Source organism: Senegalimassilia anaerobia JC110, assembly GCF_000236865.1.
GTDB lineage: Bacteria > Actinomycetota > Coriobacteriia > Coriobacteriales > Eggerthellaceae > Senegalimassilia > Senegalimassilia anaerobia.
The window spans coordinates 474,153-492,963 of sequence record NZ_HE611014.1 but is presented as its reverse complement, the minus strand read 5'-3'; the positions used below and the strand labels follow the sequence as shown (position 1 = coordinate 492,963).

General features: G+C 63.3%; 19 protein-coding genes. 6 read left to right on the top strand and 13 right to left on the bottom strand.

Annotated features, from left to right (window positions below; translation table 11 throughout):
* Window positions 1–104: 104 nt before the first annotated feature.
* Window positions 105–1,118 carry an ADP-dependent NAD(P)H-hydrate dehydratase gene (locus SFHG_RS02010; RefSeq protein ID WP_042432755.1) on the bottom strand — a complete coding sequence of 338 codons (1,014 nt, stop codon included), beginning with the start codon at window positions 1,116–1,118 and terminating at the stop codon, window positions 105–107.
* Between the two features lie 1,059 nt (window positions 1,119–2,177).
* Between SFHG_RS02010 and SFHG_RS02005 the strand changes: the two genes are divergently transcribed.
* A complete protein-coding gene (locus SFHG_RS02005; RefSeq protein ID WP_052297769.1) occupies window positions 2,178–3,152 on the top strand; it encodes a hypothetical protein in 975 nt (324 codons plus the stop codon).
* Between the two features lie 428 nt (window positions 3,153–3,580).
* On the opposite strand, the gene SFHG_RS02000 is transcribed toward SFHG_RS02005, so the two are convergent.
* The 4 genes from SFHG_RS02000 to SFHG_RS01985 form a co-directional block, all read right to left on the bottom strand.
* Window positions 3,581–4,057, bottom strand: coding sequence for a hypothetical protein (locus SFHG_RS02000; RefSeq protein WP_042432753.1), 477 nt, complete (start codon window positions 4,055–4,057; stop codon window positions 3,581–3,583).
* Between the two features lie 15 nt (window positions 4,058–4,072).
* Window positions 4,073–4,714, bottom strand: a complete 642-nt coding sequence (gene acpS / locus SFHG_RS01995) for a holo-ACP synthase (protein WP_238318243.1) — start codon at window positions 4,712–4,714, stop codon at window positions 4,073–4,075.
* 73 nt (window positions 4,715–4,787) lie between these two features.
* The gene (gene glmS, locus SFHG_RS01990; protein ID WP_042432751.1) at window positions 4,788–6,626 is read right to left on the bottom strand and encodes a glutamine--fructose-6-phosphate transaminase (isomerizing); all 1,839 of its coding nucleotides are present in this window, start codon (window positions 6,624–6,626) and stop codon (window positions 4,788–4,790) included.
* A 199-nt stretch (window positions 6,627–6,825) separates the two neighbouring features.
* Complete coding sequence (locus SFHG_RS01985; RefSeq protein WP_042432748.1) at window positions 6,826–7,200, bottom strand: RidA family protein; 375 nt, start codon at window positions 7,198–7,200, stop codon at window positions 6,826–6,828.
* A 281-nt stretch (window positions 7,201–7,481) separates the two neighbouring features.
* Here SFHG_RS01985 and ilvA point away from each other — a divergent pair, with 281 nt between their 5' ends.
* The 4 genes from ilvA (at window position 7,482) to SFHG_RS01965 (ending at window position 11,349) form a co-directional block, all read left to right on the top strand.
* Complete coding sequence (ilvA, locus tag SFHG_RS01980) at window positions 7,482–8,693, top strand: threonine ammonia-lyase (protein WP_042432745.1); 1,212 nt, start codon at window positions 7,482–7,484, stop codon at window positions 8,691–8,693.
* Window positions 8,694–8,886: 193 nt separating this feature from the next.
* The gene (locus tag SFHG_RS01975) at window positions 8,887–9,801 is read left to right on the top strand and encodes an AEC family transporter (RefSeq protein WP_052297768.1); all 915 of its coding nucleotides are present in this window, start codon (window positions 8,887–8,889) and stop codon (window positions 9,799–9,801) included.
* Window positions 9,802–10,049: 248 nt separating this feature from the next.
* Complete coding sequence (locus tag SFHG_RS01970) at window positions 10,050–10,757, top strand: DUF3793 family protein (protein WP_202898039.1); 708 nt, start codon at window positions 10,050–10,052, stop codon at window positions 10,755–10,757.
* Window positions 10,758–10,929: 172 nt separating this feature from the next.
* Window positions 10,930–11,349: a flavodoxin gene (locus tag SFHG_RS01965; RefSeq protein WP_042432742.1), complete on the top strand. Its 420-nt coding sequence runs from the start codon at window positions 10,930–10,932 to the stop codon at window positions 11,347–11,349.
* 200 nt (window positions 11,350–11,549) lie between these two features.
* On the opposite strand, the gene SFHG_RS01960 is transcribed toward SFHG_RS01965, so the two are convergent.
* On the bottom strand, window positions 11,550–11,918 hold the full coding sequence (locus SFHG_RS01960; RefSeq protein WP_042432739.1) for a heavy-metal-associated domain-containing protein: 369 nt from the start codon (window positions 11,916–11,918) through the stop codon (window positions 11,550–11,552).
* Window positions 11,919–12,187: 269 nt separating this feature from the next.
* Between SFHG_RS01960 and SFHG_RS01955 the strand changes: the two genes are divergently transcribed.
* Window positions 12,188–13,483: an O-acetylhomoserine aminocarboxypropyltransferase/cysteine synthase family protein gene (locus SFHG_RS01955; protein ID WP_042432736.1), complete on the top strand. Its 1,296-nt coding sequence runs from the start codon at window positions 12,188–12,190 to the stop codon at window positions 13,481–13,483.
* Window positions 13,484–13,774: 291 nt separating this feature from the next.
* On the opposite strand, the gene SFHG_RS01950 is transcribed toward SFHG_RS01955, so the two are convergent.
* From SFHG_RS01950 to SFHG_RS01920, 7 genes are all read right to left on the bottom strand, one after another.
* On the bottom strand, window positions 13,775–14,242 hold the full coding sequence (locus SFHG_RS01950; RefSeq protein ID WP_042432733.1) for a hypothetical protein: 468 nt from the start codon (window positions 14,240–14,242) through the stop codon (window positions 13,775–13,777).
* Between the two features lie 81 nt (window positions 14,243–14,323).
* Window positions 14,324–14,821 carry a phosphatase PAP2 family protein gene (locus SFHG_RS01945; RefSeq protein ID WP_202898038.1) on the bottom strand — a complete coding sequence of 166 codons (498 nt, stop codon included), beginning with the start codon at window positions 14,819–14,821 and terminating at the stop codon, window positions 14,324–14,326.
* A 212-nt stretch (window positions 14,822–15,033) separates the two neighbouring features.
* Window positions 15,034–15,537: a preQ(1) synthase gene (gene queF, locus SFHG_RS01940; protein WP_042432729.1), complete on the bottom strand. Its 504-nt coding sequence runs from the start codon at window positions 15,535–15,537 to the stop codon at window positions 15,034–15,036.
* 111 nt (window positions 15,538–15,648) lie between these two features.
* On the bottom strand, window positions 15,649–16,488 hold the full coding sequence (queC, locus tag SFHG_RS01935; protein ID WP_081468881.1) for a 7-cyano-7-deazaguanine synthase QueC: 840 nt from the start codon (window positions 16,486–16,488) through the stop codon (window positions 15,649–15,651).
* 2 nt (window positions 16,489–16,490) lie between these two features.
* Window positions 16,491–17,291 carry a radical SAM protein gene (locus tag SFHG_RS01930; protein ID WP_202898037.1) on the bottom strand — a complete coding sequence of 267 codons (801 nt, stop codon included), beginning with the start codon at window positions 17,289–17,291 and terminating at the stop codon, window positions 16,491–16,493.
* 7 nt (window positions 17,292–17,298) lie between these two features.
* Complete coding sequence (locus tag SFHG_RS01925; protein WP_042432726.1) at window positions 17,299–17,718, bottom strand: 6-pyruvoyl trahydropterin synthase family protein; 420 nt, start codon at window positions 17,716–17,718, stop codon at window positions 17,299–17,301.
* 432 nt (window positions 17,719–18,150) lie between these two features.
* The gene (locus tag SFHG_RS01920) at window positions 18,151–18,804 is read right to left on the bottom strand and encodes an HAD family hydrolase (RefSeq protein ID WP_042432724.1); all 654 of its coding nucleotides are present in this window, start codon (window positions 18,802–18,804) and stop codon (window positions 18,151–18,153) included.
* Window positions 18,805–18,811 lie beyond the last annotated feature (7 nt).

Here is an 18,811-nt window from a genome sequence, read left to right as displayed (position 1 = left end):
CCCGACCCTTCGCAGGCGCGCTGCAGATACGCGATGCACATTCGCCCGATCTTCGTCGGATTGCAACAGCATCCGTAAGCCCGCCCACCTATCGCAGCGGGGCGCTACGACAACGAGGCGATCGCCTCGGGAATGGCGGCCACCACGTCTTCAGCGGTTACGCAAATGCTGGTCAGGCGCTTTGCCGCCGCTCGCGCCGCCCGCGCGTGCAGCGCCGAAGCAAGCACGCACGCGTCTACCGGGGCCAAACCCTGCGCAAGCAGCGCCGCGGCCATGCCGGCAAGCACATCGCCCGTTCCCGCCTTTGCCAAGGCAGAGGTTCCATCCGACATGCGCACGATGGTTTCACCGTCAGATATATAGGTAACGGGGCCTTTCACCATGGCGGTCACGCCATAAGCTTGCGAAAGCAACAACGCCAACTGCGCCGGGTCGTCGGTAGGCAGGGCCAGCGGAGCGGCAAGGCGCGCGGCCTCTCCCGCGTGCGGCGTGATGACCGTGGGCAAGCCGTCGATGAAGCGGCGGCGCAGCAGCAGGCGGCCTTCGGGAGCGGTCAGCGCGTCAAGACCGCCGCCGTCGACAAGCACCGCAGCGGCCGCGCCTTCGAGAACGGTGCAGGTCAGCTGGGCGGAAAGAGGATCTGCGGCATCGAGGCCGCTGCCGACGAGGAACGCCAGCGGATGACGGGGCGCCGCGGGACCAAGCGCTTTCGGGCGCGGCGCCGCATGCACCGGACGACCCGATCGGCATGCGCGATACGCGCCCGCCCGCCCGTCCGAGCTTGCGGGCGCAGCCTGAACCGCGGCAGGTCTGCCAGCGACACTCCCCCGTTCATCAGGATCAAGCTGCGCGTACGCCGCCAGCTCGTCCCACGCGCGCACCACAAGCGACGGGCTTGCCGCACGCACCGCCGCGACGGATTCGGGCGAGCAAGCAACTTCGGTATACCCCGCGCCCATGCGCTGCGAGGCAACCGCCGCAAGACATGCGGCGCCTGGATAGTCGGCGCAACCGGCGACCAACGTCAACTTGCCGCGCGAATACTTGTTCGCCAGGTCGTCAGGCCACGGAAGCAATGCCGCCACCTGCTCCAACGTATACTTCTTCGCTCGCTGCATCCGTCCTCCATTCGCCAAGCGCTACGCACGCATATGCTCGCACCCAGTGTACTCCAACCACGTAAGAGCGAAGTAAAACATGGCGTTCGCCACCGCGAGCAGCCCCGCAAACAGGAAGCCCGGGGCAACACGCAAACCGCAACACCACCCCAAGCACAAGCGCAACCGCGTCAATCGCCAGGGAAAGCCGAACCCCCAGCATGCGCCAGAGCCCCCAGCGCGCCAGAGCCCGCCAGCGCATGCCAGAGCCCCCAGCGCATGCCGGAACCCCCGACGCATGCCAGGACCCCAGCGCGCGCCGGGACGAAAACCGGGCTCCGGAGCGTCAACCGAGCCGACCATCGGACTTCGGGATGTTAATCGAGCCGAGCAGCGAGTTCCCAGAGCAGTAGCCGAGCCGAGCAGCGAGTTCCCGCTGCGAAGAATCGTCAACTTTGTCCAGCTGCGGTCAAAATTGACGATTCTTCGCAGCCTCAAGGCCAAAACACGCGATTATTTGCGCTATCGGGAAGCCCATACGCGAACAACCGGCAAAATCGTCCGTTTCTCACTTCCGATACCGCGAAAAACCGTCTGTTTTGACCGCCAGCGACCAAAACCGACGGTTTTTCGCATCGCGCACCCTACACGACAGCCCATTCCCATGCCCAACAAGCAGCACTCCCGTCATCGATCTCGGTGATGGAGGGCTTCTTCGCCAGGCTTAAGAACACTGATAACAGGAATCGGGTTCTATCGCCATCGCGACTGGTCCGGCATGACGCTTCCCGAATTCTGCCGCATTCTCGACGCCTACCTCAGACATTAGAATGAGCGGAGGCCGAAGAAGAAGCTGGGCTGGCCGAGCCCGATGCGACACCGCAGGAGCCTGTGGCTGGCTGCATAACCGGTCCGAAGAAATGCCCGCATACCCATACCACAACTATCTTGCGCAAACCTTGCCGATCCCTTACGCAAGCCTTGCCGATCCCTTCCCTGACCCCTACCAAAACCTTCCCCTTTCCTTGCACCGCAAAATTCTCAATCTACCTGGGGAAATACTCTGATACCTTAGATTGCATGACCATTGTGATCTCACATATTTCAGCAATCGAGTACTGGCTTGCGCACGAATCGCTCAAGCCCAAGGCCACGTCTGCCCATGCAGCAACCGAACTCCCGTCCGCGGGCCCCACCATCGACGACCGCCGCCGCGCTGAGCAGCTTCTAAAACAGTGCGCCAGCATCCCGTTGCATATCGCTGCCACGAAACCGCTCCATAACAGCACGCGCTTCCGCTGCCACGTTTGGTCCCCGCCCGTAGCACGGGCGCTCTATAGAATCGCAGATGACGTTTACGTTTGCTCTCCCGAACTCGCCTTCGTCCAATCGGCGACTGCGCTCGGCAAGATCGATACCGTGCGTTTAGGGTGCGAATTGTGCGCAACGTATTCCATCGACCGCCAGGCACGCGGAGGGTTCTTTCAGCGCAATGCCATCACCACGCGCGAAAAGCTCGGCGCGGTCGTTTGCGAAAACCAGGGGGCAAACGGGATCAAAATCGCACGATGGGCGCTCGATCACGTGCTCGACCGATCAGCGTCGCCTGCCGAAACGAAAGTTGCGCTCGCACTTACGCTCCCCTGCAAAATCGGCGGAATGGGACTCCCCCAGCCTTCGCTAAACCGTTTCATCCCGCTCAACGCAGCAGAGCAAAAGGCGCTCAATAGAAGCTATTTCCTTTGCGACCTCTATTGGGAGCAAGCAAAGCTCGCCATTGAGTACGACAGCGATGCCGAGCACTCCGGATCCGAGCGCATCGCTTCGGATGCCGCACGAAGAAATGCGCTGCTCCGCCTGGGAATCACGGTCATCACCGTGGGAAACCAGACGTTTCGCGACAGGTCGGAATTCAAAAGGGTCGGCGCAACTGTCGCGCGGCTTCTCGGAACGCGCATCAGGCCAAAGAGCGAACACTACGACCGTCGGCAAATCGAGCTTCGCAAGCGTCTGAGCAGCCAACCGATTTGGGAAAGCGCCCGTTACAGCGAGTAGCGCCATTGCGGGCAAGATCGCCAAGCCAGCGCCGATCCGGAGAACGCACATGAACAAGGTTCCGCGCAAGTCCAGGCATGCAAACTATAAGAGGTTTTCCGCTTTCCACCGAAGCACACGCGCCGCTTTCGCATTCGACGCGCGCGGCACAGCGTAGGTCGCCTACAGCGAGCTTTTCGACAAACCAGTTTGTTGATGCAGCGACTCCAACGGGAAAGGGCACTCCGCACCCGGCGGGCAAGGGCATTGCCATACCCGGCGCCGGCGGGCAAGGGCGCCGCCATACCCGGCGGCATTCATCTGCCGCGACCATCAAGCGCGCGTGCTTTCCCCAGGTAAACGAGCGCCTAGATTGTGCGCCATCTAACCTCGCCAGACTGTAACGTCACAAGCGCGAAAATGAGACTGCCGCAGCAAGCGATCCCTGCTCAACAAGCGAACGAACACGCCGGGGTGACGGATTCGCAAATTCGCCCAGACAAGAACCGTTCATTTTGTCCCTCGGCGGCCAAAATGAACGGTTCTTCGCCACTGAGCGGGCCAAAAGAAACGATTATTCGCACCGCGCCCCCCATTCGCACGAAATACCGTCCAAATTGTCCATCCCGCGCCTCAGAAAACGCGAAGAATCGCTCGTTATGTCCCGCAGGGGCCAAAACGAGCGATTCTTCGCAATTCACACCCCGCGGCCAACATACGCCCCGCTTCGCGCCAGCGTTCAACTTGCGAGAAGCGGCCACCGAGCCTGGCGCGACCGCCAATCGGCCTCCGCCCTGCGCATCGCGGACCATGCCCATGGCCGAATGCGCATCGGGCACCTGGGGCTGCGCGGGCGCAGGCGCTGCCGCATCCAGGTCGTCGAGCATGGTGCGCGCCTCCTTGAACCGGCGCGCCAGCTCCTCCATGGGGTCGCGCCGCTCCTAATCGGCCTCCCCCTGCGCGTCGCGGACCATGCCCATGGCCGAATGCGCATCGGGCACCTGGGGCTGCGCGGGCGCAGGCGCTGCCGCATCCAGGTCGTCGAGCATGGTGCGCGCCTCCTTGAACTGGCGCGCCAGCTCCTCCATCGGGTCGCGCCGCTCCTGCTGCGCGCGCACCGACCCCTCGGTGATGGCCATGGCGCACGCCACCGCATCGGTGTGCGTATACGACAGCGAAAGCGGCAGCTCGCGCACGCCGAGCGCCTGCGCCACCTGCTTGGCACGGCCGGTGAGCACGGCGTACGGGCGACCCTTCGACGTTCGGCGCACTTCTACATCGCGCGCGCCGATGCCCTGGGAGAAGCCCGTGCCCAACGCCTTGAGCACCGCCTCCTTCGCCGCGAAGCGCGTGGCGTAATGGACGGCCGGCTGCGCGGTGGCATCGCAATAGCGGCACTCCTCGGCGCTGAACACCTTGCGCGCGAACGCGGGGGACCGCTTGAGGATCTTGCGCATACGCTCGATCTCCACGATGTCCACGCCCAGGCCCACGGCCCCCTCAACGGCGCCGAACGCGGCTTCCACCTGCGACGATGCGCTGTCCTGCCGGCCCTCGCCCGCTACTTTCGCGTCCTCGACCACAAGCGACCTCCCTGTAAAGCAAGCGGGCGCCCGAACGGCGCCCGCACCAACGTTGCCCTTATTGTACGCGAACCTACTCCACCGTCACGCTTTTCGCCAGATTGCGCGGCTGATCGACATCGCAGCCGCGGGCCACGGCGATGGCGCGCGCGAGCAGCTGCAGCGGCACGCTGGCCGTGATGGCCGAGAACGCGTCGCGCACCTTCGGGATGTAGATGACGTGATCGGCGTGCTTGCGGACCTCCTCGTCGCCCTCGGTGGCGATGGCCACCACCATGGCGCCGCGCGCCTTGCTCTCCTGCAGGTTGGACACCAGCTTGTCGTAGACGGGGCTTTTCGTCGCCACGGCGATGACGGGGAAGCCCTCGTCGATCAGCGCGATGGGGCCGTGCTTCATCTCGCCGGCCGGATAGGACTCGGCGTGCAGGTAGCTGATCTCCTTGAGCTTCAGAGCGCCCTCGCGGCTGACCGCCGCGCCCATGCCGCGGCCCACGAACAGCGCGCTGCGAGCGTCCTTGCACGCCTGCGCGGCCTCCTCGACCGCCGGGCCGCACTCGGCCAGGATGCGCTCTACCTGCTCGGCGGTGTCGGCGAGCTCGCGGAACAGCAGGCGGATCTGGTTCATCTTCAACTTGCCCTTGACCTGCGCCAACAGCATGGCAAGCAACGTGAGCGAGACCACTTGGCCCAGGAAAGACTTCGTGGAGGCCACGGCGATCTCCTTGTTGGCCTTCGTGTAGATGACGCCGTCGGACTCGCGCGCCACGGGGCTTCCCACCACGTTGGTGATGCCGAACACGCGCGCGCCCTTCACGCGGGCGTCGCGGATGGCCGCCAGCGTGTCGGCCGTTTCGCCGGACTGGGAGACCGCCACCACGAGCGTGGTGGGCGTGATGATGGGGTTACGGTAGCGGAACTCGCTTGCGACCTCGCACTCGCAGGGGATGCGCGCCCAGCCCTCGATGAGGTTCTTCGCAATGAGGCCGGCATGGTAGCTGGTGCCGCACGCGATGATGTAGACGCGGTCGATGAGGTTGAGCTCCTCCACGGAAAGGTCCAGCTCATCGATGGAAAGGGCGCCGCCCACCAGACGGCCCGCCAGCGTGTCGCGGATGACGCGCGGCTGCTCGTGGATCTCCTTGAGCATGAAGTCAGGGTATCCGCCCTTCTCGGCCACGTCGAGGTTCCAATCAACGTGCGTGACCTTGGGGTTCTCGATGACCTGGCCGGCGGCGGTGTAGTACGTCACGCCTTCGGGCGTGAGCTTGGCCAGCTCGCCGTCGTTCATGACCACCACATCGCGCGTGGCGTCGATCATGGCGATGATGTCGCTGGCAACATAGGCGCCCTCGGCGCCCTGGCCCACCACCAGCGGGGAATCCTTGCGCGTGGCCACGATGGTGCCCGGCTCGTCGGCGGACACGACGGCCAGCGCGTAGGCGCCCACCAGGCGCTCGCATGCGGAACGGACGGCGGACAGCAGGTCGGGCGCTCCATCGCGCAGCGCCTGCTCGATCAGATGCGGCACCACCTCGGTATCGGTGTCGCTGGTGAAGGAATGCCCCGCCGCCTGCAGTTCCTCGCGCAGGTCGGCGAAGTTCTCGATGATGCCGTTGTGCACCACGGCGATGCGGCCGTCGCAGCTGGTGTGCGGATGGGCGTTGGCCTCGCTCGGGCGGCCGTGGGTTGCCCAGCGCGTGTGGCCGATGCCGCACGCGCCCTCGAAGTTGAAATGCCCCAGCGTGTGCGCAAGGCTGGAAACCTTGCCCTTGCGGTGCACCACCTCAAGCTTGCCATCCTGGTAGATGGCCACTCCGGCGCTATCGTAGCCGCGATACTCAAGGCGCGACAGGCCCTCGATCAGGATGCCCTGCGCCGGGCGCGTGCCCGTGAAACCGACGATTCCGCACATGCGATTGCTCCTCACAGGTAGGTTGCGGCCCGAAAGCATCGCACGGCGGGAGCGAACGCTCAAAGCCGAGCTGCCTGGTCGGGCTTTTCATCGCGTACATGGTAGGGCAGCGCCCGGCGCACGCGCCAAGGCTGCAGACAATCTCTAGCGCGCACACCGCTCGCCCCGCGCACGGCGCCGCTCGCAGCAAGCAGGGCCCCTACACTTCGGCGATTACCTCGACTTCGACCAGGGCGCCCTTGGGAAGCTTTGCCACGCCCACGGCGGAGCGGGCCGGGCGGGCATCGCCGAAGGACTTGGCGTACTCGGCGTTGAACGCGGCGAAGTCGTCGATGTCGTCCAGGAAGCACGTGGCCTTCAGCACGTGGTCGAAGTCGGTGCCGGCCTCGGCAAGGATGGCGGCCACGTTCTTCATGACCTGCGCCGTCTGCTCCTCGATGGTGGTGCCGACAAGCTCGCCGGTCTCCGGGGACAGCGCGATCTGGCCGCTGGCGAACAGCAGATTGCCGCACACGCGGCCCTGCACGTAGGGGCCGATGGCCGCGGGGGCGTTCGGGGTGGCGATGACCTTCATGATGGTCTTCCTTTCCGGGGCGTTGCGCCCCAACATGCGCGCTTGCGCGCGAAACGGCAGCGCTTCACACGCTCCGCCCCCCAAGCTGACACATGGGGACGTAGCACTAACTGTCCGGATACCGGACAGCGTCTCTCGTACCTTGCACCAAGCCTTAAACCTAGGCAAAGCGTCGAATTTTGTCGCGCTGATATGGAACCTCCCCATTGTAGCGCCTGCAAGGCTATGATGTTCACCGACACTAGACCGCCGCGAACCGAAAACCAAAAAGGGGTGAAGCTATGCTGACGCTGGACGCATTCGAAGAAGCCGCAGCCAAAGTCAAGGAAGTTACACAGGAGACGAAGCTTATTGAAAGCCCCTACTTCAGCGAGATTTCCCGCAACCGCGTGTTCTTCAAGCCCGAGAACATGCAGCGCACCGGCGCATACAAGGTGCGCGGCGCCTACTATAAGATCAGCACGCTGACCGACGAGGAGCGTGCGCACGGCCTGATCACCGCATCAGCCGGCAACCACGCGCAGGGCGTCGCCTACGCCGCGCAGCATTACGGCGTCAAGGCCACCATCGTCATGCCCACCACCACCCCGCTCATCAAAGTCGAGCGCACCAAGGCCCTGGGCGCCGACGTGGTGCTGGCCGGCAACGTCTACGACGAAGCCTACGAGCACGCGCTCAAACTTGCCGAGGAGAACAGCTACACGTTCATCCACCCGTTCAACGACCTGGGCGTCGCCACGGGCCAGGGCACCATCGCCATGGAGATCGTGCAGGAGCTGCCGCTCGTCGACTACATCTTGGTGCCCATCGGCGGCGGCGGGCTTGCCACGGGCGTGTCCACGTTGGCCAAGCTGCTCAACCCCCACATCAAGGTCATCGGCGTGGAGCCTTCCGGCGCAGCATGCATGAAGGCCTCCCTTGAGGCGGGCCACGTGGTGAAGCTGCCGCGCGCCAACACCATCGCCGACGGCACCGCGGTGCTCGAGCCCGGCGACAAGATCTTCCCCTACATCCAAGAGAACCTCGACGGCATCATCACCGTCGATGACGACGAGCTGATCGCGTCGTTCCTGGATATGGTCGAGAACCACAAGATGGTCGTGGAGAACTCCGGCCTGCTCACCGTGGCCGCCCTTCGCCACCTGGACTTCCAGGGCAAGAAGGTCGTCTCCATCCTCTCCGGCGGCAACATGGATGTCATCACCATGTCCTCGGTTGTGCAGCACGGCCTGATCCAGCGCGACCGTATCTTCACCGTGTCGGTGCTTCTGCCCGACCGTCCCGGCGAGCTGGTACGCGTGGCGCAGGTCATCGCCGACAACAAGGGCAACGTCATCCGCCTGGACCACAACCAGTTCGTCACCACGAACCGCCAGGCCGCCGTGGAGCTGCGCGTCACCATCGAGGCGTTCGGCACCGATCACAAGCGGCAGATCGTCAAGGCGCTCGAAGGCGAGGGCTTCCGCCCCAAGCTCATCAACGCGCATCTGTAAGGCAACCCCGGCGAGGGGATGAAGCTGCCGCATAAGCCCCTCGCCCTACAACCGCATACGCAAGTCGCACAACGCGCAGGCCCCTGACCGGTTTCTTTCGGGATTCGATTTGGTTGGGGGTTTGCGCGTTTTCCCGTCTTTTGCAGGAAAACGCCGACGGGCTTCTCGAAGGGGCCTAGGAGAAAAGGAAAGCATGGAAACCGCACTCATCAAGGTATTCGCCTTTGTCTGCATCATCGTCGCAGGCTACTGCATGGGCCACACCGACAAGCTCGGCAACATGCCCGGCGAGTTCGTGTCGAAGATCGTGTTCACGTTCACGCTGCCTTGCGCGGTGCTGCACGCGTTCGGAGCCGCCGACTTCTCGCCGCAGATGCTGCTGCTCGTGCCGCTCGGCTTCGTTTTCGCCTTCGGCGCGTACCTGGTCACCTTCGCCATCACCACGCGGACCAATCGCGAGGACCGCGCGTTCTACCTGCTCAACGGCTGCGGATTCAACCTGGGGTGCTTCGCGCTGCCGTTCGTGCAGGCCATCTTCTCGCCCACCATGGCCGTGGCCACCTGCCTCTACGATGCCGGCAACGCGTTCATGATGGCCGGCGGCTCCTATGCGCTCACCGGCCTGATCGCCGGAGGCTCGCGCATCCAGCATCCGGTGCGTTTCGTTGCCAAGCGGCTGTTCTCCAGCCTGCCCTTCGACACGTACCTGCTGATCATCGTGCTATCGGTGGCGGGAGTTCGCCTGCCCTCCGAGCTGGTAGCCTTCACCGAGCCCATTGCCAACGCCAACTCGTTTCTAGCAATGTTCATGCTGGGGCTCATGATGAGCTTCTCCGTCTCGCGCGAGCGCATGACGAAGGTGGCACGTCTGGTGAGCCTGCGCGCAGCATTCAGCGTGGTGCTGACCTGCATCGTTTGGCTGGCGCTTCCGGTCGACGACGTCATGCGCGCCCTGCTCACGCTGCTGGTGTGGAGTCCGGCGAGCGCACTTGCGCCTATGTATACCCAGATGTCGGGCGGCGACGGCGGCCTGGCCGGTTTCGCGAACGCCCTCACCATCATCCTTGGCGTGATCGCCGCCACCCTCATCGCTCTGACGCTGGTGTAGGGCGGGGGCGCAAGGCGCAGGCGCTGCATTGCCCGCTGCCGTGCCTGCTCGAATGACGCGGCCACATCCGGCAGCGGACCTGCTCGAATGGCGCCATCGCATCTACCGGCATCGGCCCGCGCCGCCGCTTCCCGGCCGCATCCACCTTACACACGAAAACTTTTGCGAAGATTACCTAAACATGTTGACTGTGGCTTACTTATGCTTACTATGTTAGCCACGGATTACATGAATGGGAAGGAGTCGCCGTGATCATAGGCGCATCTGGTGCGAAGCCGAGCCGCACCGCCGATCTTGAGCGCAAGCTGGTGCATCACTGCTCCCCTGCGCTGGCTGGACTGAAGCCGGCGAACATGTTCGTATACCGCGAAGGCATCGATGCCGACGCGTTCCCGGGCAAAAGTATGGAGCCCGATACTCTCAACTCCACCAAATTCGCCCAGGAACTGGGAATATGTCGTAAAAAGCTGGAGCCTTGCGGCGTGCGCATCGAGGTGTTGGCACGACGCAAAACCGGCCTTTTGTTGTACGTGTACCGTCCAACAATGCTGAGGGCATATCTTGCGCAACCCGATGTCTTCGGCTACCTGCAAGATGAAGGATACGACCCGTCCGATCTTTCCGCCTGCATCGCCAAGTTGCACCGCCGCATCTGCGGCACCGACCTGGCGGCCACGCTTTCCGGCAGCTGCGCGTTCCCGCACGAGATCGGGTTCTTCTTGGGCTACCCCTATGACGACGTGGTGGGCTTCATCGAGAACAAGGGCGAGAACAGCCTATGCAGCGGCTGCTGGAAGGTCTACAGCCGCGCCCGCGATGCGCAGGCATGCTTCTGCTGCTACAAAACCTGCACCGCAGCCTACGAGGACCTGTTCGATGAGGGCGTACCCATCGACTGCCTTGCCGCCCTCGACGAGAACTTCCCCGCCCAGGAGGCGTTCGCAGCAGCGGTGTAACCTGTGTTCGCGGGTGCAAATGCGGCAAGCACGCAAACGCCGCAAGCAACGAGCGCCAGCGGCGAAACGCACCCTTGCCGCATTCGCGCCGAACGGCCGGCGCGCTCACACGAAGCGCGTCTGCCGTTCGGCACAAGACCGACGCTTCCCTTACAAATGAAAGGATATGCAGATGAGCAAAGTAGCAGTGGTGTACTGGAGCGGCACGGGCAACACCGAGGCCATGGCGGATTTGGTGGCGCAGGGCGTGCGCGCGGCGGGCGGTACCGCCGACCTGGTGCAATGCAACGATTTCAGCGCCGACCGTATCGGTGACTTCGACGCGTTCGCCTTCGGCTGCCCGGCCATGGGCGACGAGGAGCTTGAGGACACCGAGTTCTTGCCCATGTACGATGAGGTCGAACCCGCGCTGTCCGGCCAGAAGGTGGCCCTGTTCGGCTCCTACGATTGGAACGACGGCGAATGGATGGAGCTGTGGGAGCAGCGCGCCGACGAGGCCGGCCTGAACGTGGTGGACAGCGTCATCGCCAAGGACTATCCCGACGATGACGCCGCCGCCGAATGCATGCGCCTTGGCGCGCTGCTGGCATAGCGCAGCTTACGATCCCCGGCGATTCGCGAAACCGACGATCAACCATGGAAAAGGGCCTCCCAAGGGAAGCCCTTTTTTTCGCGCTAGCGGACAAGCCGCTCCGTATAATGCCTTAGCCAGGATCCCCCTCGCCGTTTGCGCAACCCGCCCAGCGAAACGGCCCACCGCATGCGGTCGCTCGCCTTGCGACGGGCGCGCAGCTAGCGCTGGATCACGTAGTAGCCGGCTTCGCGAACGACATCCTTCACGCAGTCCATGTCGAGCGGCTGCTTGGACAACACGTGCGCGTTCTTCGCCGCCAAATCGACCCGCGCCCACACGCCGTCGATACCGTTCAGCGCATTCTCAACCGCGGCGGAGCATCTCTCGCACGTCATACCGCCGATCGACACATCCGTCGCATACGGATAGTTTGCCTCGTCCGTATCCTCGACATGCGTGCGCTTGACCTTCTTCGCGCTCTTCCCGCCGCAGCATGAGCCATCACCCGAGAACGTGCGAACGGCCCTTCTGGCTGCGAAAACGACGGCAATGGCGATGATAATGCAGATGATCACGGTCGCGATCATGGTCCCACCTTTCTTAGCTTTGGTTAACAGTACAAGGCGATTGTAGCACTTGTATACCCCCATAGGGCATATTCAAAGCGTTATTTCCCATTTATTCGCTAGGCTTATCGAGAGCATGAAAAACTAGGTATCTGAATTTCGAAATACCCCGCGGACGGAATCTCCTATATTCCTATTGACCCACTTCCTTTGCTTCGGTATAACTTACAACCGTCATCACGCTATATGAGAACAAGAAAGCCATAGTAATCGATTTAGGAGATAGCCAGATGTCTGAGAAGCAGAAGTACGCATTCGAAACCCTGCAAGTGCACGCCGGACAGGAGCAGCCCGATCCGGCAACCGACGCCCGCGCCGTGCCGATTTACCTGACCTCGTCCTTCGTGTTCAAGGATGCCGCCACCGCCGCCGGCCGTTTCGGCCTGACCGAGCCCGGCAACATCTACAGCCGCCTGACCAACCCCACGGTCAGCACCTTCGAGGAGCGCGTTGCCGCACTCGAAGGCGGCGTCGGATCCCTAGGCGTGGCGACCGGTTCCGCCGCCATCACCATCGCCGTGCAGAACATCGCCACCGCCGGCGATCACATCGTGTCCTCCACCAACCTGTACGGTGGAACGCTGAACCTGTTCGAGCACACGCTGGCCGAGCAGGGGCTTTCCACCACGTTCGTCAACCCGGCCGACCTGGACGCCGTCGAAGCCGCCATCCAGGACAACACCAAGCTGCTCTACGCCGAGACGCTGGGCAACCCCAACTCCGACGTGCTCGACCTTGAGGCATGGGCCGACATCGCGCACCGCCACAACGTGCCGCTAATCGTGGACGCCACTTTCTCCACGCCTTACCTGCTGCGCCCCATCGAGCACGGCGCCGACGTGGTCGTCCACTCCGCCACCAAGTTCATCGGCGGCCACGGCACGGCCATGGGCGGCGTGATCACCGATGCCGGTACGTTCGACTGGGCTGCGAACGCCGATAAGTTCCCCGGCGTGGCAAAGCCCAACCCCAGCTACCACGGCGTCGTATTCACCGAGGCCGCAGGCCCCGCAGCCTACATCACGAAGGCCCGCGCCACGCTGCTGCGCGACCAGGGCGCCACGCTCTCCCCGTTCAACGCATGGTTGCTGCTGCTTGGCCTGGAGACGCTGTCCCTGCGCGTCGACCGCCATGTGGAGAATGCGCTGAAGGTGGTGGAGTTCCTGAACAACCATCCGCAGGTTGCTTCCGTGAACCATCCGGCGTTGGCGACCGGCCGCGCCAAGGAGCTCTACGATGAGTACTACCCGAACGGCGCCGGCTCCATCTTCACCTTCGACGTGAAGGGCACCGCCGACGACGCGCGCAAGTTCACCGAGTCCTTGAGCCTGTTCAGCCTGCTGGCGAACGTTGCCGACGTGAAGTCGTTGGTCATCCACCCGGCATCCACCACGCACTCCCAGCTGACCGAGGACGAGCTGCTGGCCGCCGGCATCAAGCCCACCACCGTGCGCCTGTCCATCGGCACCGAGAACATCGACGACATCATCGCCGACCTGACAGCCGGCTTCGAAGCCATCAAGTAGCCCTCCAACGACTGAACGCCCATGGCGGGGGGTGGCGCTACCAGCCCCTATTTCCCCAGCTGGAAGCGAAAGCCCCGCCAGGCGGCAACCCTCCAAACGCTATGGCGCTTCCGTTTCCCCAGCGGAGCGGCGCCATAGCCGCGACTGGGGGGCAGCTTCGTGAGATGCCCCCTGATCGGAACAACTCCCTTGCCAGGATCCCCTTTCGCCAGGATTTCCCGGTAGCAAAGCGAAGGCCCGCTCAAACGAGCGGGCCTTCGTGATAAAGCGGAATCATGTAATGAGAAGCGATTATCCGCGCGAAGCTGCACGAGGAACCAACGGGCACGGGGCGGGACGGTTGCCGCGGCGCGCGAAACGGATAAGGAAGCTTGCGCCGGAAAGCGCCAGCGCAATGCCCAGACCGGTGTAAAAGAACGCGATGAACCACACAGGGACCAGGCCGAACGCGCGAAGGGAGATGCCGCCGGTCATCATGATGACCATCATGGCATAACCCGGTACATCGAAGAAGTTCCACACGCCCACGCGATCGGCCTCGTAACCGGCAATGCGAACGGCATGCTTACCGACCATCTTCGAGAATACCTTGACGTGGAACAACGTGAACACCCCAACGGCGCCGATGACGAGCAGCCACCAGATTCCCTGATCCATCTGAGCGAACGACCGGATGCCCAGCCAGGCGATGTTCCCACCGGCGATAAGCCAAACGATGCCGGCGACTAAAAGCAACGTACGCTTCGAAACCTTCAGCATATCCGCCCCCTCTGAAACGAAACGAACGGTATCAGCAAACCAATATCGATATTTAATATCAATAACTGTATCAACCCGCCGCTAAAGAATCCAGAGACCCACAAAACCTGCAAGCATGCCCAACAAAGCCCCCACCACGACATCGCAAGGGAAGTGCACGCCCGATACCACACGGATGACCGCCAGCAACACCCCGGCAGCCAGCATGACCGGCCCCGCCCATGCAAGCGGACAGCAGGCGCAAAACGTCATGGCTATGACGAAGATGCTGAATGCGTGCCGGCTAGGGAACGAATTGCCGCGCGTATCCTTCGGGATGACGGGAGCGGCGTCGAACACCTCATACGGACGTGGCGCGTTGATCTCCTTGCGCAGCACGGTGACCAGCACGAACGAGATGCCCGGTACCAGCGCGGCACGGAGCAGCATGCCCGCCGCGCCGGCTGCGCCGGTTGCCGCCGCATACGCCAGCCACACAAGCAGGCACGGATACGCCACATACACGACGTCGGTGATGACCTTGTTCGCCAGCGACACGCCACGCGCCAGCGCAGGACGCGCCCGCAAGGCATCGGTCATAGATATGTACGTGGATTTTTGCATGCCAACATTGTATCCGATAGAGAAATCGCACGCACTCGCGCACGTTTATAATCGGCTGATGACCCGGTGTTATGCAACGTTTTCCCAGGTCAACGCACGCATATGGTTCCTGCCAAAAACACGCAAATGTATGCGATCCCGCATGAAAAACGCCCGCAGACGGCGATGTCTGCGGGCGTCAAGCGCTGCTAGCGGTTGTTCACGGCCTCAGGGTGCAGGTCGTGGTTTGCCAGGCGATCCCAGGCAACCTGCTCCCAGCGTGTGCCGGGCTTGCCATAGTTGCAGTACGGATCGATGGAGATGCCGCCGCGCGGCAGGAACTTGCCCCACACCTCGATGTACTTCGGGTCCATCAGCGCGATCAGGTCCTTCATGATCACGTTGACGCAATCCTCGTGGAAGTCGCCATGGTTGCGGAAGCTGAACAGGTACAGCTTCAGACTCTTGCTCTCCACCATGCGCACGTCGGGCACGTAGGAGATGTAGATGGTGGCGAAGTCGGGCTGGCCGGTGATCGGGCACAACGCCGTGAACTCCGGGCAGTTGAACTTCACGAAGTAGTCGTTGCCGGGGTGCTTGTTGTCGAACGTCTCGAGCACGCCGGGATCGTAAGTTTGCGGATACTGCACGCCCTGGTTGCCCAGGAGCGACAGGTCGTCGATGCCGACGCGCGCAGGTTTTTCGTTGGTCATAGGTTCTCCTTGGGAAGCGCGGCCGGAAGGGCCGCGAGGGTTGTATGGGTTCGGGACTGCTGGGTAAACGGCCGCCGCGCAGCGGAAGGCGCCCCTTCTAGCGGCAGCGCCCTACCCTTGGGCGTCCAATTTGTCGAGCAGCGGGTCGCGCATGCCGTTGGCCTCGAAAGCGCGGTTGCGGTCGATGCATGTGCCGCATTTGCCGCACGGACGCTCGCCGCCCTCGTAGCAGCTCCACGTAAGCTCGTAGGGAACGTCCAGCTCAAGACCGCATTTCACGATATCGGCCTTCGACCAGGACACGAAGGGCGCCTCCATGTGCAGCTGGCCCGCCGTGCCCTGCGTGATGGCAAGGTTCATGGCGTTCACGAACTCGATGGAGCAATCGGGATAAGCGTCGCCGGCCCAATCGTCGTGGTGCGCGCCGTAGAACAGCACGCTCGCGCCCAGCGACAGCGCCATGGACGCGGCGCTCGACAGGAACAGCCCGTTGCGGAACGGCACGTACGTGCTGACCGTAGAGCCGTCCGCCTCGTCGATCTGCTCGGCGTAGCTTTCCTCGGGAACGTCTTGCGAGGAATGCTCGAGCAGGCTGCAATCGCTATCGGCGAAGATGGCGGAAAGGTCGAGGAAGCGCTGCTCGACGCCGTAATGCGCGGCGACGGCCTTCGCGCTTTCGATCTCCTTCTCGTGACGCTGGCCGTAGGAGATGCTCAGGGCGAACACGTTCTCCGCGCCGAAGCGCTTGACCGCCAAGGCCAGAAGCGTGCTGGAATCCACGCCGCCGCTGCTGAGCACGAGCGCCTTTTGCGGGTTCTCGCCGCACACCTTGCCGTTCTCGTCGCGCGGCGCCGGGTCCTCGCCCAGCGTCCCGTGCACGCGCAGGTTCTCGCGCGCGTTGGCGGCCGCAGCCGCGAACGAGGAGAACGCCTGTCCCTCGAAAATGCCCATCCTTACACGCCCCTCTCAACATCGGGCCAAATGACCTTGTGCAGCTGCACTTGGGCGGTTGCCCAGGTCATTTGGTTCTCTTGCATGAATTCAACGATGCGCGCCGGCTCGATGTCCCCAAAGCACGGGCTCAGGTACACCGGCACGCGCCCCGGCAGATCGAGCTGCCGGGCAACTTCCAAAACGCGCGGCAAATCGCCCTGCCCGCACACGAACTTCACCGTGTCGCGCGTGTCGAGCAGGCGGAAGTTCGCGGGCAGCATCTGCTGCTCCATGCCGCTTGACGGCAGCTTCCAGTCTACGGTGAAGGAAAGCATGCCGGGCGCAGCGTCACCGATACGCGCGCGCAACGCGGCAAGTTCGCCCAGGTCGGCGGCGCCGTTCGTCTCAATCTCCACACGCAGGCCGCGCCCGTTCGGGCCGGGTTCGACCAGCAGCAGCTCCACCAGCTGCGGCAGCAGCGGCTGCAGCACCGGCTCGCCGCCGGTAAGCGTCACACATTCCACGCCGGTCTGCCGCACCCACGCCGCCAACTGCTCGGGGGTTTCGCCCTTCGCCGCGGCACCCGGAACGTTTGCCCACATGGTGTCGCAGTAACCGCAACGCAGATTGCAGCCGGCGAATCGGATGAACGCCGCCAGCTTGCCCGCGCACGCCCCTTCGCCGTTGATGCTGACGAACCGCTCCGCAACCGGCATGGTTGCCTGGGAGCCAGGCTGGTCGGCGCTTCGGCGCTGCGACGCCGAGAACGCGTCGTGCAGGCTGCCGTAGGTTGCCGTTGCGTTTTCGTTTTCGCAGGTCATAGCTTCGTTACGCACGATAGATCGCGCAGTTGTTCGGCGTTTCGTACACATCAACCTGGGACACGGGGAAGCCCTGCTCGGCAAGCTTGCCGAAGAAGTAGCGCGCCAGGTTCTCCGCGGTGGTGCGGAAGGGCATCATCGACAGCGTGAACCCCTCCTCACGCAGGCAATCAAGGGTTTTGGGCATGAGCGAGCCCTCCTCTACCACGAACGAGTGGTCGAGTTCCTCGGTAAGGTCACGCAGCGCGTGCTTGAAGTCCGCGAAGTCGATGACCATGTCCTTATGCGTGCCCTCGGTTTGCAGGTCGGCCTGCTCGAGATACGCCACCACGCGCCAGCGATGACCGTGCAGGTTCTCGCACTTGCCGTGGTAATCGGTCAGGAAATGCGCAGCGTCGAAGCTGCTCTCCGTTTTCAGCCCATACATAGCAAAAGCCCTTCCATCAAGCGAAAACCGCCGTCGGAAAGGCCCTTCTCGAAATGCGCGACAACCTGCAACGATGCAGCGGAAGCTGTTCACCCCCGCCGATAAAATCGCGCCGTCGCGCAAAACGCCCGCCACGATCAGCGGGCAAGGTACCTAGTTTTGTTTACCGACAGGAGGTTTTCGAACTGTCCATCAATCACGCGGCAAGTATACCGCCCCAAAGCCGCAAACAACGCCGCATCCGCACTTCCGCACGATAACCGCAAGCGCTAGAGCAGCGCCACCAGACACTTCAGCGGACACTTAAGAGACGTAGCACTTAGGGGACGTAGCGTTAAGTGTCCGACCTCATGGCGCTACCGGATTGGACACTTAACGCTACGTCCCCAATGTGTCCGCCCGAAGTGTCCGATGCCCCGCAGATGCCGAAAGCTAGAGCAACGCCAGCGTGCTTGCGATCAGCTCGTCCCAGGTGTGCGAAACGAACGAGGGGCGCTCGGCTGTCAGGGTGGGCTCGTTGAACATGCCCCAGGTCACCGCCGCGGTGCTCGCACCTGCCGCGTTACCGGATTGCAGGTCGAACGGGGCGTCGCCGACGTACAGGCACTCGCTGGGATCGAACCCCAGCAGCTCGCAACCGCGGACCACCGGCTGGGGATCGGGCTTCGGACGTTCGATATCGTCCCAGCCCACGCAGCAATCCAGATACGACGCGGCGCCCACCACCTCGAGCCCGCGCCAGGCAACCGCATGGCGCTTCGACGTCACCACACCCAGCTTCAGGCCCGCGCTTGCGAGCTCCGCCAGCGCCTCAACCGTTCCGGGGAACGCCTTGATCATCTTATCGTGCACCGTTTTGTTGTGCGCTCGATACGCTTCGCAGAACCGCTCCTGCAGCACCGGGTCGTCCGTGTAGTCCTTGACCTGCACGGCCAGCGGCTGCCCCACCTTCTGCAGATATTCCTCGTCGCTAAGCTGGCGGCCCAGCACCGCAGGGCCCGCATAGTGAAAGCTTGCCAAAAGCAGCTCGCGAGAATCAACCAGCGTGCCATCGTTGTCGAACAAAACCGCCTTCAGACCAGCCATGATGCTC